16 protein-coding genes are annotated in these 15,969 nt (G+C 39.0%); all 16 read left to right on the top strand.

Features of this window, described 5'->3' with window-relative positions:
- Positions 1 to 17: 17 nt before the first annotated feature.
- Complete coding sequence (locus QZ076_RS13190) at positions 18 to 440, top strand: hypothetical protein (RefSeq protein WP_157317160.1); 423 nt, start codon at positions 18 to 20, stop codon at positions 438 to 440.
- Between the two features lie 179 nt (positions 441 to 619).
- Positions 620 to 805, top strand: a complete 186-nt coding sequence (locus tag QZ076_RS13195) for a type II toxin-antitoxin system HicA family toxin (protein ID WP_046151694.1) — start codon at positions 620 to 622, stop codon at positions 803 to 805.
- Between the two features lie 60 nt (positions 806 to 865).
- Entirely contained in the window at positions 866 to 1,270 is a 405-nt protein-coding gene (locus QZ076_RS13200) for a hypothetical protein (protein ID WP_046151695.1), read from the top strand.
- Between the two features lie 245 nt (positions 1,271 to 1,515).
- Positions 1,516 to 1,758, top strand: coding sequence for a hypothetical protein (locus tag QZ076_RS13205; protein WP_293713752.1), 243 nt, complete (start codon positions 1,516 to 1,518; stop codon positions 1,756 to 1,758).
- A 289-nt stretch (positions 1,759 to 2,047) separates the two neighbouring features.
- On the top strand, positions 2,048 to 2,302 hold the full coding sequence (locus QZ076_RS13210) for a hypothetical protein (RefSeq protein ID WP_293713753.1): 255 nt from the start codon (positions 2,048 to 2,050) through the stop codon (positions 2,300 to 2,302).
- A 378-nt stretch (positions 2,303 to 2,680) separates the two neighbouring features.
- Entirely contained in the window at positions 2,681 to 3,754 is a 1,074-nt protein-coding gene (locus QZ076_RS13215) for a type I restriction endonuclease (protein WP_293713754.1), read from the top strand.
- A gap of 12 nt (positions 3,755 to 3,766) precedes the next feature.
- Positions 3,767 to 4,090, top strand: coding sequence for an SHOCT domain-containing protein (locus QZ076_RS13220; RefSeq protein ID WP_046151700.1), 324 nt, complete (start codon positions 3,767 to 3,769; stop codon positions 4,088 to 4,090).
- Positions 4,091 to 4,341: 251 nt separating this feature from the next.
- On the top strand, positions 4,342 to 4,593 hold the full coding sequence (locus QZ076_RS13225) for a hypothetical protein (protein WP_046151701.1): 252 nt from the start codon (positions 4,342 to 4,344) through the stop codon (positions 4,591 to 4,593).
- Positions 4,590 to 4,781: a hypothetical protein gene (locus QZ076_RS13230; RefSeq protein ID WP_046151702.1), complete on the top strand. Its 192-nt coding sequence runs from the start codon at positions 4,590 to 4,592 to the stop codon at positions 4,779 to 4,781. The genes QZ076_RS13225 and QZ076_RS13230 overlap by 4 nt, the downstream gene beginning before the upstream one ends.
- On the top strand, positions 4,778 to 5,017 hold the full coding sequence (locus QZ076_RS13235; protein ID WP_046151703.1) for a hypothetical protein: 240 nt from the start codon (positions 4,778 to 4,780) through the stop codon (positions 5,015 to 5,017). Before QZ076_RS13230 ends, QZ076_RS13235 begins: the two co-directional genes overlap by 4 nt.
- An 89-nt stretch (positions 5,018 to 5,106) precedes the next feature.
- Positions 5,107 to 5,538, top strand: coding sequence for a hypothetical protein (locus tag QZ076_RS13240; protein WP_046151704.1), 432 nt, complete (start codon positions 5,107 to 5,109; stop codon positions 5,536 to 5,538).
- Positions 5,539 to 5,592: 54 nt separating this feature from the next.
- Positions 5,593 to 8,982 (top strand): hypothetical protein, encoded by a 3,390-nt coding sequence (locus QZ076_RS13245; protein ID WP_046151705.1) that lies wholly within the window; start codon positions 5,593 to 5,595, stop codon positions 8,980 to 8,982.
- The gene (locus QZ076_RS13250; RefSeq protein WP_046151706.1) at positions 8,979 to 10,991 is read left to right on the top strand and encodes a hypothetical protein; all 2,013 of its coding nucleotides are present in this window, start codon (positions 8,979 to 8,981) and stop codon (positions 10,989 to 10,991) included. Before QZ076_RS13245 ends, QZ076_RS13250 begins: the two co-directional genes overlap by 4 nt.
- Before the next feature lie 52 nt (positions 10,992 to 11,043).
- Positions 11,044 to 15,381 (top strand): hypothetical protein, encoded by a 4,338-nt coding sequence (locus QZ076_RS13255; RefSeq protein ID WP_052725129.1) that lies wholly within the window; start codon positions 11,044 to 11,046, stop codon positions 15,379 to 15,381.
- Positions 15,382 to 15,391: 10 nt separating this feature from the next.
- Positions 15,392 to 15,676 carry a hypothetical protein gene (locus QZ076_RS13260; RefSeq protein WP_046151707.1) on the top strand — a complete coding sequence of 95 codons (285 nt, stop codon included), beginning with the start codon at positions 15,392 to 15,394 and terminating at the stop codon, positions 15,674 to 15,676.
- Between the two features lie 2 nt (positions 15,677 to 15,678).
- The gene (locus QZ076_RS13265; RefSeq protein WP_046151708.1) at positions 15,679 to 15,966 is read left to right on the top strand and encodes a hypothetical protein; all 288 of its coding nucleotides are present in this window, start codon (positions 15,679 to 15,681) and stop codon (positions 15,964 to 15,966) included.
- Positions 15,967 to 15,969 lie beyond the last annotated feature (3 nt).

The following is a 15,969-nucleotide window of genomic DNA, read 5'->3' on the forward strand; positions in this document are numbered from 1 at the left end:
TGTGTATTACCTTTTGCATGGTAGCTTGCACAAAGACGGTATATGTACCAGTGAAAAGTATGGAGGTTACGACTGTCCGGCTCCGTGATACTATCATTAAAACCGTACTTGTTCCTTACAGAGATTCCATAAGTACCCCGGATACAACGTCATATTTGCATAACCCCTATGGCGAAAGTTGGGCTGTATGGTCTGGTGGTAAATTAAACCATAGTCTGAATATTTACCCGGACACATTGGGCATCCCTATACAGATCGAAGAGATCGAAATAATACAAACCGTTGAAATCCCTATTGAAGTTGAAAAGAAACTGACACGTTGGCAACAATTCAAAATGGATATGGGCGGTTGGGCCATCGGTGCACTATCAGGCATTATTCTATTAGGTGTTGGATATGGCATTTTTAAGTTCATAAAACGAAAAATTAATATTAAGTAAGTGTTTTTCATGGTATTAGATTTTTAGATTAGTAATTGAGTTAGCCGCTCTGCCTGTGATAGGTAGGGCGGCTTTGTTAAAAAGGAACAAATATGTTCTTTTTATTACTTTTCCTCTTGCAGGATTGGAACATATATGTTACCTTTGTAGTGTTCAATTAAACAAAGTTCTTTTACATCATGAAATTTTCCGAGTTTTACAAATTGATTGAAGCCGCAGGCTGGACAATCAAAAAGGGTAAGAAACATCATAAGTATGTTCACCCGGACTTTGACTATTTCATCCCCGTCGGCCGCCATCCGAGCAAGGAAATACCGAAAGGAACTCTGGAATCGATGATGAAAGATGCCGGGTTGAAAAAGTAAAAGCAACTACCACTCCCTCCGGGGAGTGGTTTTAATTGGACCAAACAATAAAAGAATGTTATGAAAACAGTTACAGCAATTATCGAAAAGTCAGCCGATGGTGGCTACTCCATTTACACAAAAGATGTAAAGGGTGCGGTTGGCTATGGTCTTTCTGAAGCCGAAGCGAAAAACGACTTTACGGAAGTGCTCACAGAGCAGTTTGAATACTTTCAGGAACGAACAGGTATGGTATCAGAATGGGTACAAGAGGGATATACGATTGAATATCGTTACGACTTCTCCGGCTTTTTCCTGGCATTTCCATTTATCAGTGCCACAGAATTTGCCCGTGCAGTCGGTATCAATCCTTCTCTGATGCGTAAGTATAAAAACGGATTAGCCTTTGCATCCGAAAAACAAAGAGCAATCATACAAGCTAAATTTAAAGAAATAGTCAGCAATATGGCCACAGTTCAATTCTGAAAAGAACTTTTTTAATTGAACACTAAAAAACGAACTGTAGCCAATAGATTCAGCCTCTGTCGAAAAATGACAGAGGCTTTTCTTTTCCCTCCAAATTTCAAATCTGGAAAAATGTGAGCTATTTCAATGTTTAATTCATTAGAAAATGTTAAATATGCAAATATAGGAGTTTATTTTTGCATTTTTGTTGCATATGCAAAAATAAGGCCTTATATTTGCATCATAATAATAAAACAAACAAAGTTATGAAAACAAGTGTTGACAGTAGGGAATTTGATATTGCGAAAGTTAGTTTTAATGGAGAACTCCAGCAGGTTAAAGATCTTAATTGGAATGAGCTTACCTCATTCACTAAGGCTAGATTGCTGAAATTTATGTCTGACCTATTGATACTGAAACAAGATTATATACTAACAGAGAATCAAGAAATGACTGTTGCCAGTGCAGAAACAAGACTTATTGAGTATATAAGCAGATCAAATAAATAATGGTTTAATACATTAATATGACAAAAACTTTTGTACTATTATTCAAACAGCCGATAAAGATATATACTTATACAACTCTATCGGCTGTATTTGAGGAGTTCACAAAAGAAGAACTTGGAGTATCATTGTCTACGCTTCAGAAGAGGGACTTTTCAATCGACTTTTACGAAAATGCAAATATCCGTATTGAGTTGTCAAAAACAAAGACTAGAGGAGATATCCTACGGGAAAAAGAGCAATCTGAATAATAATAATTGAACCTATTGGTATAATAATCAACGATACAATCATGAAACATAACATTGAACAATTACTATCAGCTTATATCTGTGATAACAAAGACTTTATAAAAGATAGTGGATATACAACCGTAGCTGAGTATATCCTTGAAGATGCCAAATCCTTAGAAGGGGGATTTTATTGGTTCCTATCTGATGAAGAAGCTAACAGCATAGAAAATGATCCGGAAAGCCAGAAGCAAGTTGTTTCTGAGATCACAGAATACATCAATGATAATTACAACTATTCGGTTGAAGATTTATAACAGGATAGTTCAAATCGTGAAATAAGTGAACTACATGTTTACTAACATACGATCCGACGGATGACGGATTATAATAAATCGTATGTTTACAAATGAAAAACGTAAATTTTTTCATAGTTAAGGTTGGGCGTCTGGGTGAGCGATCATCTGGACGCTCTTTTTTGAGCACTACAATGCACAGTAACCAACAAATTCAAACTATACCGCCAAAAGAAAGAACGTTTCCTTTGGTATTCAAAAAAAAATACCCATATTCACAGCGCCCAAACATTGTTGAACCTTTATATGTACTCTCTCTTATTGTGTAATCCGTGAAATCGGGTTCCGATGTCAACAATCGGTGGGCACACGATATGAGAGAGTTCGCCATTTATAGCTATGGATTTTAAAGACACTATCAAACAAGTGGCAGAACGCGTTGCCAAACTAAAAGACAATCTTCAAACTGAGGAAGCTACAAAAAACGCATTAATCATGCCTTTTATTCAAGCATTAGGCTATGACGTATTTAATCCTTTCGAAGTAATGCCAGAATATACATGTGATATAGGCACTAAAAAAGGCGAAAAAATAGATTATGCTATTCTGAAAGACAATGAACCAGTAATACTCATTGAATGTAAACACTGGGCCGAAAAATTAAATTCACATGATAACCAGTTATTACGTTATTATCACGTATCATGCGCTCGATTTGGAGTATTAACTAATGGTATTGAATATCGCTTCTATACAGACCTGGAAGAACCAAACAAAATGGATGGAAAACCATTTTTGGTATTAAATATGCTTGATTTACGAGATAATCAGATAGAAGAAGTCAAACAATTTCATAAATCATATTTCGATGTTGAAAGCATTGTCAATGCAGCTAGTGAGTTGAAGTTTATGAAAGGCCTGAAAGATATTATTCTTGCAGAGATGGAAGCTCCAAGCGAAACATTGGTTCGATTGTTTACAAAACAAGTATATTCAGGTGTTGTAACAGCTAAAATACTTGAGCAATTTACTGATTTAACCAAAAGATCCTTTAGTCAAGTTATCAGTGATATAATTACGGATCGTTTTAAAAATGCCTTAAACAAAGAAACAGAGAAACAAACAGATGAAATACCTCATGTAGAAATTCAATCTCCAACACTTGCTGAAGAAGAATGTAAAATCATAACAACGGAAGAAGAAAAAGAAGGATATTTCATTGTCCGGGCAATGTTGCGTAAGTACGTTGATATTAATCGCGTAGCACAACGTGACACCCAAAGTTATTTCGGCATCCTTCTCGATGACAATAATCGTAAACCTATTTGTCGTCTTTATTTTAATGGCGGCAAAAAGTACATTGCGACATTTGATGAGAACAAAAAAGAAACGAAAAATTTAATTGAGTCTTTGGATGATCTCTACAAATTTGAGGAGCCGTTAGCTAGTATTATTAAATTCTATGACAATTAATATAATAAATTTATGTGGATTCTTGGATGGATTGTCTTTTCTATCGTCGCTGGTTTCGTCGGTAGTGGACGTAAAATTGGTTTTGGATGGGCCTTCTTCTGGTCTTTATTGTTAAGTCCGCTGATAGGACTAATTATAGCCTTTGCATCAGACAAAAAATCAGATGTGGAGCTTAGAGCAGTACAGGAAAAGCAAGCAGAAGCTATCCAGGTTATCAAAGAGAACAGTAAAAAATCAGTAACGGATCAGATTAAAGAAGCCAAAGATTTATTAGATTCTGGAACTATCACAGAAGAAGAATTTGATAATTTGAAAAAGAAATTACTGAATAGTTAATCTTTTGCATTGCAAATCCAAAAACTTTCACCATATTTGCAGTGCGAAACTACGATGAGAAATCATCAACCGAAGAGTAACGGATAATGCTCACAACATATTTGTAGGGCTTTTTTTATGCCCAAATTGTACGATATAGGCGGCTGCCATTTCCAGTGATTTTTCAGCTCTTCGGAGATGAACTCACGTAGTTTCGCGACGGGAAATGTGTGGCCGTCTTTCTTTTCACACAAAGCGAAACTACGTGAGTTATGAAAACGAATTCATTAACCGTACCTGTTACCGGAAGCCGGAAGCGCGTACAAGTATCCAATCATTTTTCCTGGACTGCGGTTCAGAAATTTTACAACGCCATGCCCGGCGAAGCCACTCCCTGTAAAAACATCTACGAAGCCAAGATGTACACAGCCGCTTTGCTGGCTGTTCTCTCTATTGTATTCCTGCCGCTGGTGATTGCGGCTTGTTTGGTTTATTGTTCAGCGAAGAAAGGAGGCAAGATATGAAACGAAAAGAACCTGTGTGGGGTATCATCACCGATGAATACACCACTGAAAAAGGCGGCACTCGTAAAGTCTATACCGTCACCTACGAACGTGAACGGGTATCCACTCTCCTTTCCCTTCGCCAACTCAAGTTATTGGCTAGTTTCCTATATTGGTTTATTTCTAAAGAAGAAAGGAGAAAGAAATGACACCGATTAACATTGAAGGTATTGTTGTTACTGAGAAACTTATCAGCTTTATAAAACAGTTTCAAAATGATCCCGAATTTATGGATGCTCAGATTGGTGTAATCGACAATGCCATTACCCTAATAGCTTGTGACTGTGTCTGTGAAAAAGGTAGGGAGCAAGAAGCTCTAAACGCTATTGCAGACTTATGTTTTTTAAAACGTGACATCCGCTTATTAGAAGGGAAAGAAGATTAATGACATAACAGATATACCCTATCGATTAATAGGATGCGTCCTTTCTTAAAAGAGGGCGCATCCTTTTTTTTGTAACCAAAACGAACACTATGGTTACAGACGAACTTATCAAAACAGAATTTATTCACTCCATTGTGACACGAGACATAAACCGGATCTATGAAACACAGGAGGAAGTTATACGGGCAAACTTTAAAGGCGGAACCGGCAGGTTAGCCGAGTTTCTTAGCCAACATCCAGTATCCATGTCTGGAGAAGGGCTGAAACAAACCTATCACATGAGAGTATTTTCCTATCTCCGATTCTTAGATATCCGATATCGTAAACAAGAAATGTTCTTCCGCCGCAGATTAGCCTTATATAACCGTGTCATCTGGGGTATATTATACAATGAAACCATGCAGGATTTGCGGTATGGCCTCACAGATAATATACGTGAACTGATGCGCAATGACTTGGAACAATTTGGAGGTGTTTCCTCTCTTGAACTTCGAAACAGTTGGGCAAATCACCTTCTGTAATGTCCTTTATTCCATTTGTTTCATCTTCTACTTTCGCAATAAAAATAGGTTAATATGGCAAAAAAACTTACAGAAGATGAATTAAAATGGATCCTGTCTGTCGATGCAACAAAAGCACAACAGGAAGTCCGGGCTCTATCTAATGACAATAAAAAACTCAACACTACCAATAAAGAGCTAAAAGAGCGGATGATTGATCTGATCGCTACCGGCAAAAAAGAATCCGAAGAATTCAACAGACTTTCAAAAGAAGTCGAACTAAATAACGAAAAGATCGACAAAAACAAAGCTAAGATCAAGGCTTTGGAAGGCACAATGGGTATTAGTGCCCTGACAATGGCCCAACTTCGGAAACAGGCGAAGGATTTACAACGCCAACTGGATAACACATCACAGGCAACACATCCGGAAAACTATAAAAAGCTCGAACAAAATCTAGTGGCAGTAAAAAACAGAATATCTGAATTAAAGGCAGGCGGTGAAAAAACAGGAGATGCATTATCATCCTCTTTTGGCAAAGTAACCACCGTTGTAAAAGGCTTTCTGGCTTTGAAAGTTGTTGGATATTTGAAAGACATCATATCGAATGCCATCGAAACCCGTAAAGAGTTTGCCAAATATGAAGCTGTCCTACGAAATACCTTTCAAAGCCAGGAAAAAGCAGCCAAGTCCATGTCCATGCTAAAAAAACTGGCACAAGAAACACCTTATTCTCTGCAAGAGATAACTGAAGCCTACATTAAGATGGTCAATCGTGGAATTGTACCAACAGAACAGGAAATTATAAAGCTTGGAGACCTTGCCAGTTCTCAGGGGAAATCATTAGATCAACTTATTGAAGCTCTTTTAGATGCTCAAACAGGAGAGTTCGAACGCCTTAAAGAATTTGGCATTAAAGCCAATAAAGAAAATGATAAAGTGAAATTTTCTTTTAAAGGAGTTGCAACAGAAGTCAATTTTACAGAAAAGGCCATATCTGATTACCTCTATTCGTTAGGTAACATTGAAGGTGTACAAGGAGGCATGGCTGTACAAATGGAGGAATTAGAAGGTAAATATTCCAACTTTGGGGATACATTAGACGCCTTATTCAATACGATCGGTAAACGAATAGAACCTATTGCAAAAAAAACATTAACCTGGTTAAGTAAAATGGTTGACGGTCTTAGGGTTGCACTCAGTAGTCTTGATGATTTAAAACAAGATGTTTACAACGATGCTGCCCAGAATACCTATAATGATACCCAGGAGCAAGTCGATGTAATGGTTGATAAATTGGTAAAAAATGGTATGGATAAAAAAAAGGCCATTGAACGAACTATTGATATTTTACGAAAGCAATCATCTGAAGAATTAGTCAAAGCAGAAAAAGAACAAGCTGCATTAGAAGCTAGATTAATGAATAATTTATGGCCCTCTGCAAGAAAAAATATTGAACAAGCATTAGCCCAAAAGAAAGCAGAAGTACAACGTTATAAATCAGAACTGACAGCCCTTGACGATAAAGTCAAGTCGTTAACCCCTGAAAAGAAAGTTGTTTCCGATTCTGAAATAAAGAAACAAAATGCAGCATTTAAATCAGCAATGGATTTAAAGCTACAGCAGATGGATAATGCTCATGCTGAAGAATTGGCAAAACTTAAGAAAAACAAAAACGAAACTCAACAAACGGAGCAGTTTTACAACCTGGAAGTTCTCCATGCTGACGCTAAGTATTATTCGGATCGCCTTCAAGCATTAGAGAGCTATCAGAAAAAAACAAATGATCCAAAAATATTATCAATAATTGCGAAACAGCAAATAGAAGCCCAAACAGCACTTCTTGATGTTCAGCAAAAGCGGGAACAGGAAATGATCAATGTCCTCAAAGACAACCGGGACAAACAATTGAAAATAGAGTCGCAATCATATAAAAATCAGCAGATCACCTTTGAAAAAGCATTAGCAGAAAAACAAATCTCACAACAACAATATGATGCTTTGATGTTAAGTGCGGAAACAGCGACAGCCGAAACCCGTCTTAAAATAAATCAGGATTACCAGTCCGACGTATCCTCTTTAGAACTATCATCCGGAACGATCAAAGCTCAGGCCATATCGGAAGCAAACGAAGCTGTTATAACTGCGGATCTTGATGCCGCCAAAAGTCGTGCTGCCCAACAAAAGGCTCTCCAAAATTTAGTAAAGGATTTTAAATCCGAATTTAAGCTAACAACAGTTGACGAAGATACCGAAGCTCAAATGAAAGTACTGGAAGCATCTTATCTGGCTCGAAAAGAAATGGCTGAAAAAGAAAACATGGATACCGCCGAACTAGATGCAGCTTATGAACGTGCTAAAACTCAATTGTTGCAACAGGAGGAAGATAAGCGAAATCAAATACGTTCCCAGTATGGTCTGCTTTCCATGCAGGAGCAATATGAAGTTGAGCAAGAACAATTAAAACAGCAATATGACCAGGGCCTATTGGATGAAGAAGAGTATCAGAAAGCTAAGAATCAAATAAAAGTCAACTATTTGAAAAAAAGTTATGATGCTTATTCAGAGATGTTTTCCGGAGCTATCAATGCTCTCCAAGAAGCTGAACTGGCCAATATAGATGCTAAATACGATGCTGAGATCCAGCGTGCCGGTGACAACTCGGAAGAGGTTGCCCGGTTGGAAAAAGAGAAAGAAAACAAAAAGCTTGCTGTACAAAAAAAGTACGCTAATGTCAATTTCGCCATTAAGGTATCCGAAATAATAGCAAATACAGCCGTTGCAATCATGCAGGCTTTTGGCCAGTTAGGCCCTATAGGAGGTGGAATTGCTGCAGCTATGTTAACCGCTACCGGTGCAGCCCAGATAGCAACGGCGAATGCCGAACGAAAAAAAGTCATGGCAATGACTGTTGATGGAGCGGGTAGCTCCGGATCCGGGACAGGTACTCGTGTAGCAACCGGTAAAGAATCCGGTGGATACATTGATGTCACACGCGAACAAGATGGGAAAACTTTTAATGCAGAAGTTGATCCTGAAAAACGAGGTTTTGTCGATCGCCCCACTGTAATAGTTGGTGAAGGTCCAACTGGACAAAGTATGGAATGGGTAGCCAGTAATGATGCTTTGCAAAACCCGACTGTTGCCCCTATCATAAACCTATTAAACGAATCTCAGGAAAAAGGCGAAATCCGAACTGTAGACATGAACCAGCTTATGCGTAAACGCCTGGCCGGATTTGAATCAGGAGGTTATCCTTCTATTCCTGCAACAGCAGATACTAAAGTTTCAACAAATATCACACCGGCAAGCAGTATTGCCGGGACAGAAGTTATCACTAAACTGTATGAGCTGCTTCAAAAAATAGATAAAGAAGGTGGTTTAAAAGCATTCATTATCTATTCAGAATTACAAAAACAACAGGAACTATTAAATGAATCCCGTAAAATAGGTAGTAAATCATGAAAATAATACATTCTTCAGGCAAGGAGCTGAAACTAAAACCGGGAACGGTTTTGGAAATGGAGCGTACAAATCCATTTTTTAATGATTATGGAGAACAATCCCTTCCGGTCAAATTGCCGCCAGATGAGCATAACCGAACAATACTTGGCTTTCCAGACGATATGGCAGGTGTGAATAAGATGCCTAATCGATCCGACGCCACCATTCAGGAAGGTATTTTCTCTATTCGTTGCCGGCAGGCGATTTTATCAGCCAGTCGGAAAGACGGAATTGACACTTCCTTTTATTTGAATATCGGATCGTTTTATGAAAAGATGAAGGATGTTCAACTGGCTACAGTATTCAAGGATAAAGTATTAACGTTTTCGTCTGTAACCAATGCAATCAGTTTTGTTCGTTCGTTGATGGTTAGTCCTGATACTCGTTTTTCCTGTTTCCCGGTATTGGCAGAGAGCCATGAAAGTGGAGAGATTATATGCCTGAACAAAGTTTCCGGGCCGATTAAACCAGATGGGTATTATTCTTTATTTAATGAACAGTATCGGGAGGAAATAATAGATGAGAAAACAGTATCTACTCCAGCCGGATATTTTATCACACCGTTCATAAAAGCGGTACACTTGTTGGAAGAAACATTTAAGTACTTAGGATATACGCTGGAAGACAATTTCTTTTCTAAAACGGAGCCGTTCCGGTCGATGGTTTTTCTTAATAATAATATTGATTCAATTGTTAATGCCGAAATTCGTTATGACCAACTCGTGCCGAATTGTAATATATCCACGATATTAGATATCTTTCGTAACAAATTTTGTTGTGAGTTTATACCTGATGAAGCAAAACGAACTATCAAAATAGTTTTGTTCAACGAAGTGGCTGATAGTAAAGCCGATCAGGATTTGACAAAGTTGCTCACAGAACCAATCAACGTCAATCATGGGGCCAAATATAAACAGGTCAAATTGTCTGCTGACAGAGGGGCTGTGTTGACTTATAATGAAGAATACAAATTGGTTTCTTCATCACCTGATTATTTATCTAAAACATTACCGGAAATAGCAGCTATGTATCCGGAAGCTTTTATTGATCAGACAAGGGGATGGATAATCAGGGAAGGTTTTACTCCTTTAAATTATGTCGTAGAAAAAGTAGGAACATTGAATTGTGATTATTATGCAGGGGGAACCTTAGAGACAGAAAAGAAAGAATCACCAGATACGTTGGTCAGCATAGAATTTGAAACACTATCAAGTGGTGTAGCTCCTTTTATTGGAACAACCAGGGCCATTAATTCAAAAATCATTTGGGACAACAAACCCGCTCAGGGAGGGAGTAAGGAAAATTCGACCCAGAAAAAATCGGAGTTAAACCCAATGTTGTGTTTTACCGCTCACAGAACATCCCGTTTTGATTCCGGTACAATATATGCCTATCTTGATACACGGGAAAGAATATGGGATTATTCTTTGGCATATAACGGACCGGATGGATTATACGAAAAGTTTTGGCGGAAGTATGATGATATGCTTCGCAACTCAATGCGTCCTGTTACTACAAAAATGCTTTTAAAGGATACTGACAAGCTCAATATCTCATCCTATAAAAAAGTAATGATAAATAACCAGGAACTGTTGCCAAATGTCATAAAATACGATGTTGGTAAAAACATAGACACCGAATGTACTTTCTTGACTACGAAATTGTATAATCCTATTTCCTCTGCCAAATCCGAATCAAATCATTTCCCGTCATCAAAGTACCAATGGCAGATGAACTGGGCTAAAAATGTTGGCCCCCAATATAACTGGATGCAACTGAAAGAGCAGCCTATAACCTTATTCCTTCCACCTCCTACAGAGGCTGAATATAGCCGCGGTGGCAGATATCATGAAAAATCATATCCGTGCTGGTTTGCCGTACAAATAGAGTTGATCGGCAAACCAGTATTGGTTGATAAAATTTCAGGGACATTGACAATGTGGCTGGAGCCTATACTTCGTGAGTGGTAGTTGTCCTTTATAAAAGTAGATATCGCTGGTACCTTTGATAAAAATTTGAATAATGGCAGGAGTAATAAAGAAACCTGATGCACTTAATCTGTCCGGAAATCTAAATGAGTTTGTGATGTCATCTTCCGGACTTGTCTCTTTTACTTTAAAGAAGGGAGACAATATACTTTTGCAGCAAAGCTATGAACCAGGTCCGGATAATTTGATAAGAGTAGACATTCAAGATGTAGTCGAAAGTCAGTTGACTTATACCTTGAATGCGGGACAGCCTTTTTATGTACAAAATAAATTGGCAGATACTTTTGTCGCAACAATCGATGGAACAGACTACTCTTTTCGGGTTATCCGTAGTGGGGTTGCTAACCTGGCAGACACGGCTGCAAACTGGTTGAAACTACATTTCCTTACCTGGCAACCGCGCGTTAAGCCTGTTACCTATTACTCTCCTGAATGGTTGACCTATTACGCTGTTGAAGATTGTACCGCGAAGCTTAAAGCTACATATCCGGACAAATCAATCAAGGAAATAACATTAGGAACTTGTGTTGCAGGACATGCTACAACAATGGACTTACAGTATTCAGTTGTTGTCGGCAAGCTAGGGAACACCTATCCGTCTTATTACGAAGTATGGACAGAGAACTCTGGAACGAAATTATCAGAATCACAGGTGTATGCTTTTTCTGATCCTTTGGCAGAAGACGAACAGTGGTATCTTTTTGAAAATAGTTTGGGAGGACTAGATAGCTTTCGGGCAGCCGGGACAAACAACCTGAATGCGGAACATGAACATAATATAGCCGTATTCGGTGACGTCCGGGAAGAGTATCAGGTAGACACCCAGCGAAAGTATACGAAAAACACCGGCTACCTGGATGAATACTCTCGCCGTTGGCTGCTTGACTTTTTCCCCAGCAAGGCTAAGTTTGTTTACGAAGCAACGGCTATCCGGAAAATTATTGTGACAGAAAGCAATGTAACATACATATCGAATGAATTGCCCAGTTCATATACTTTCACTTGGCAACTATCTGAAGTTTCTTCCTTTCTGAACCTTACAAAAAACGAGAGCGATATCCCGGATAATCTGGTCGCTCCGGATCTGTCATCGCCGGATTTTATTTTACCCCCTCGGTTAGCTGAATTTCCGCGGGTACAACTTACCGAGGGGGTACTTATTCCTGCATTCGATCCGTTTAATCCGAAACCGACAGTCACAACTTATGGGGCTATCCATAATACGATCAAGAATGCAGTAATCAAAGAACTGGAGGATGAGATCGGAAATATTGGCAGCGGCGGTTCCGGCGGTAATTGCAATCTTGAAATAATTGAGTCAACCCAGCTAGGTTTTATCTTACCTACCGACAAAAATCTTTACTCTGCTTTAAGTACTGATATTCGGATAAATGAAGAGCTTAATAATTTTCTTGTTGATATCGATGAAATGTATCTGCGTAAAGATATTGACGATCGTGCTCATGGGATAATTACATTCGATAAAAAGATCGGATCATCAATCTTCCTGGACGGCTATGATGGCAAAGGCTGGGAGATTACGGATCCGGGGGCTGCTTTGCTGGACTCTTTGCGGGTAAGAAGTGATGTGTATGTAGGTGGCCGGATGGGATCACCCTCTTTTGCTTCTGGATTCCCCGAAGGGTGGGGATGGGACTTGGCCCCATATAAACGCATTAACTCTGCCGGTGTAGAAGAAACTAAATACCGATTAGAAATTGATGATATCGTAGCAAGAGGTAGCGTTCGCGTTTACGAGATGATTATTTCACAACTCAGGGGCGAAAACGACAATGTTATATTTGCCGGGCAGATGAAGGTAGCCTATTACGATACAGTTACCGGACGTTTATATTTAGATACAGAAGGCGGTATCACTTACAATCCGTTCCGCCCGGGTGACTTGTTGATGGTGCAACGGTATAACGGGATGCCATCTGCCGATAATGATTACTACATAACAAAGCAATATGAACTGCAGGTTAAAGAAGTCGGAATAGGATCGCTTTCGGATGGAGAGGACCGTTTGGACTGGATTACCTTCAAAAACTTCGTAGGCGATCTATCTCAGATTGCACAGAAAGACGTGTTGACACGTGTTGACTCTGCAACAGATTCTACACGCAAAGGAATTGTCAAGATCACAACAATTGACGAACTCGGAACACCTCACATTGATGCGGTGTATGGAATGAAAACTAATCCGGGAGACAGTCTTCTGGCGCGAGTGGGGAATTGCTCATCAATCCGTACAAAAAGCGGAATACAGCTAAATGAGACAGTCGGTTTTTATGCTAGAGGGGCGCACTTAGAATATTCGACAATCGTACTAAATACAGGTGAAACTATAGAGCAAACTTTCACCATCATGGACGGCAAGTTCAACAGTACAATAGAGGGCATCAGGGATGACATGTCGAACCAGTCCGGTAACATTCTGATTAATTCCTCTTTCAGCCGGGATACCAACTACTGGACACCGGCCAACATTGTTCATTTTATTAATGTGTCAAGCGCATATCTATGGATGGACAGTAGTTTTTATGTCGATAAAGAGGCGGTAGCTGATATCTACAGTGACGGAGGCCAGAACAAACTTCGCATAAGAAATACTTACATATTACAGCTGAACTCACTACTCCGTCTCCCGGAACGGACAGATCCATCCGAAGAGGCCTATACTTATTCTTTTGCTTTTAAGTACAAGGTGTTACGTGCCGGTACGTTGTCAGCGGGCTTCCGTGGCACGGAACTATATATCGAACAGCAATTAACCCCCTCTGATAGCTACCAAAAAATAAGCAAGACTGCCAAATGGGACGAGTCTGGTGACTTTGAATTGAGATTTACAGGCGAGATCCTGATAACTGGTGTATCGTTGTTTAATGATGCACTGGCGGACGCTCAGATTAAGCTACAGACGCAGATTGATCAGACAACCGAATACATAAAATTATTGGCAACAAAGAAGTATGTTGATGCTGAAACTGGGGCTATTTATACAAAATATGATGCCTCACTAACAGTGATGGCAGAAGAAATAGCAGCTCGTGTTACCCGTCAGGATTTTAATGCAGAAACCGGAGCTTTACGACAGGAAATAACTTCGGGTTTGAGTATTCAGGCTGGTCGTATTGATGCTGTATCTACGAAAGTTAACGGCTTGCAATCGTCTGTGGCGCAGCTATCCGTCCAGTATGACCAAATATTCTCAGTTGTCGGAAATAACACACAAGGGATAACCGATGCCAAGGATTTAGCAAACAAAGCTTTTGCATGCGGGCTTTACTCGCAAGAACAATATAGCCAGACCGAAAATCCTTGGAACTCTTGGAGAAGTGGAGAAGAATTTAAGCATGTAGGTGCGTTATGGTATAACCCGTCTACAAAGCAAATGAAACGATATACAGGAATGAATGGTAGCGACAGTTGGGAAACTGCGTCTAACAACTCTACAACTGCAGCATCTTTTGTTCTGCAAAACAAGGATAAATGGCAGTTGGTTGTAGCCAACTTCGATGAGAATGGAAAACCCAAAGAAGAATCTGGAATATTAACAACTGCATACGGTAATACTTTATATGCAAAGAAAGACGGCATTATATCCACGATAAATCAATCTTCAGAGAGTATCAGTATCAATGCAAAAAAGATTAATCTTGAAGGAGCTACAAGTATAGGTAATTTTTTAATTGATAAAGGTTGGTTTACTTGTAATTCGACAACCGGAAAAGATGTAGGATACATTGACATGAGAGGCAGTGGGACCCGTATTGCTTTTGGTTCCGATCTGACACCCAGTGTTGCGGGAGGCAGTCTTACATGTACTGCACTTATCACAAATAACAGAACTGCATCGCCTGGAGGTACGGCTTATGCGTTAAGTTTAAAAGCTAGCGGAAATGCAGTAAATGATAGTCATGCAGTTGCTCTTGATTGTGAAGGAGGCGCTCGAATCAGAGGGGAATTTTCTTTGATTGAGAATTTATTTACAGATGTAAATGTCAATATAAGTAACTCTTCATGCTCTAGTGCTTCTAATTTAAGGAGTAGAAGGACGTTTGTGTTCGCTCCATCTTCGTATGAATCTGTTTATTTACCTTCTGATGCCGCAATTAGTAACGAATTTGGATATTTTACTGACGGACGTGCAGTAGTAGATCATTCTGTGATTGTTATCAAAATTCTTATTGCTTCTCATGCCTCGGAAATGATAAATGTTCAAAGCACAATCGGTATAATTGATCATAATGGCAATACGATCAAAGAGAATAATGCTGTAAACAGATCTAATTTTAACATGGCGAGGGGAGATTACGCAGAACTTATGTATATGAATAGAAAATGGTATTTAGTAAATAGAAATTCTTAAAATGTAAATTATGAAACGAGTAAATTTCAAAGAATTAAGTGTAGAAATCGAAATTGATGTTTATGAAACAATGGATTTCAGAAAAGAGATTGGAAACGCAATACATAGACAAGCGGTAACCATCCCTATGGATGAGTTGGCTCGTAAAATTTACCATAGCAATGAACCGGTGGATATTGAAGATGAAGAATATGGACTGATGATATCGGTTTTGTCAAAATCATTTTCGTTAATGCTCTACCAAGCAGTAGAGAGATGCACGATAGAAGTTAAGAAAGATAATAAGGAGGGATAATTATGGCACTAGAACAGGTATCATCAGTAGTAAAGAGCACCTACCTAAACACGGTAGCGGGTTACGATATTCAATACAACGTAGCGCAAGATGAAGGTCAAAGCGTACAGTCTGTAATGGGTACAATAAAGAAGGCCGATGTCGTTTTCGGATACATCACGATCAATGCCGATGGCAGGAAAAATATTTCGTTCGACAAGCCTATCTCAAATGCGGATTCAGAATCCATATACGGAGCGGTATTGACCGATACGGCATCTATTATATATCAAAGAAACAAAACTGAATAAGTT

It is taken from the genome of uncultured Parabacteroides sp., assembly GCF_905196875.1.
In the GTDB taxonomy this organism is placed as follows: domain Bacteria; phylum Bacteroidota; class Bacteroidia; order Bacteroidales; family Tannerellaceae; genus Parabacteroides.

Bases quoted from the DNA above. Each gene is read 5' to 3' on its own strand.
- QZ076_RS13190 (WP_157317160.1), top strand. From the start codon at position 18: ATGGTAGCTTGCACAAAGACGGTATATGTACCAGTGAAAAGTATGGAG.
- QZ076_RS13195 (WP_046151694.1), top strand. From the start codon at position 620: ATGAAATTTTCCGAGTTTTACAAATTGATTGAAGCCGCAGGCTGGACA.
- QZ076_RS13200 (WP_046151695.1), top strand. From the start codon at position 866: ATGAAAACAGTTACAGCAATTATCGAAAAGTCAGCCGATGGTGGCTAC.
- QZ076_RS13205 (WP_293713752.1), top strand. From the start codon at position 1,516: ATGAAAACAAGTGTTGACAGTAGGGAATTTGATATTGCGAAAGTTAGT.
- QZ076_RS13210 (WP_293713753.1), top strand. From the start codon at position 2,048: ATGAAACATAACATTGAACAATTACTATCAGCTTATATCTGTGATAAC.
- QZ076_RS13215 (WP_293713754.1), top strand. From the start codon at position 2,681: ATGGATTTTAAAGACACTATCAAACAAGTGGCAGAACGCGTTGCCAAA.
- QZ076_RS13220 (WP_046151700.1), top strand. From the start codon at position 3,767: ATGTGGATTCTTGGATGGATTGTCTTTTCTATCGTCGCTGGTTTCGTC.
- QZ076_RS13225 (WP_046151701.1), top strand. From the start codon at position 4,342: ATGAAAACGAATTCATTAACCGTACCTGTTACCGGAAGCCGGAAGCGC.
- QZ076_RS13230 (WP_046151702.1), top strand. From the start codon at position 4,590: ATGAAACGAAAAGAACCTGTGTGGGGTATCATCACCGATGAATACACC.
- QZ076_RS13235 (WP_046151703.1), top strand. From the start codon at position 4,778: ATGACACCGATTAACATTGAAGGTATTGTTGTTACTGAGAAACTTATC.
- QZ076_RS13240 (WP_046151704.1), top strand. From the start codon at position 5,107: ATGGTTACAGACGAACTTATCAAAACAGAATTTATTCACTCCATTGTG.
- QZ076_RS13245 (WP_046151705.1), top strand. From the start codon at position 5,593: ATGGCAAAAAAACTTACAGAAGATGAATTAAAATGGATCCTGTCTGTC.
- QZ076_RS13250 (WP_046151706.1), top strand. From the start codon at position 8,979: ATGAAAATAATACATTCTTCAGGCAAGGAGCTGAAACTAAAACCGGGA.
- QZ076_RS13255 (WP_052725129.1), top strand. From the start codon at position 11,044: ATGGCAGGAGTAATAAAGAAACCTGATGCACTTAATCTGTCCGGAAAT.
- QZ076_RS13260 (WP_046151707.1), top strand. From the start codon at position 15,392: ATGAAACGAGTAAATTTCAAAGAATTAAGTGTAGAAATCGAAATTGAT.
- QZ076_RS13265 (WP_046151708.1), top strand. From the start codon at position 15,679: ATGGCACTAGAACAGGTATCATCAGTAGTAAAGAGCACCTACCTAAAC.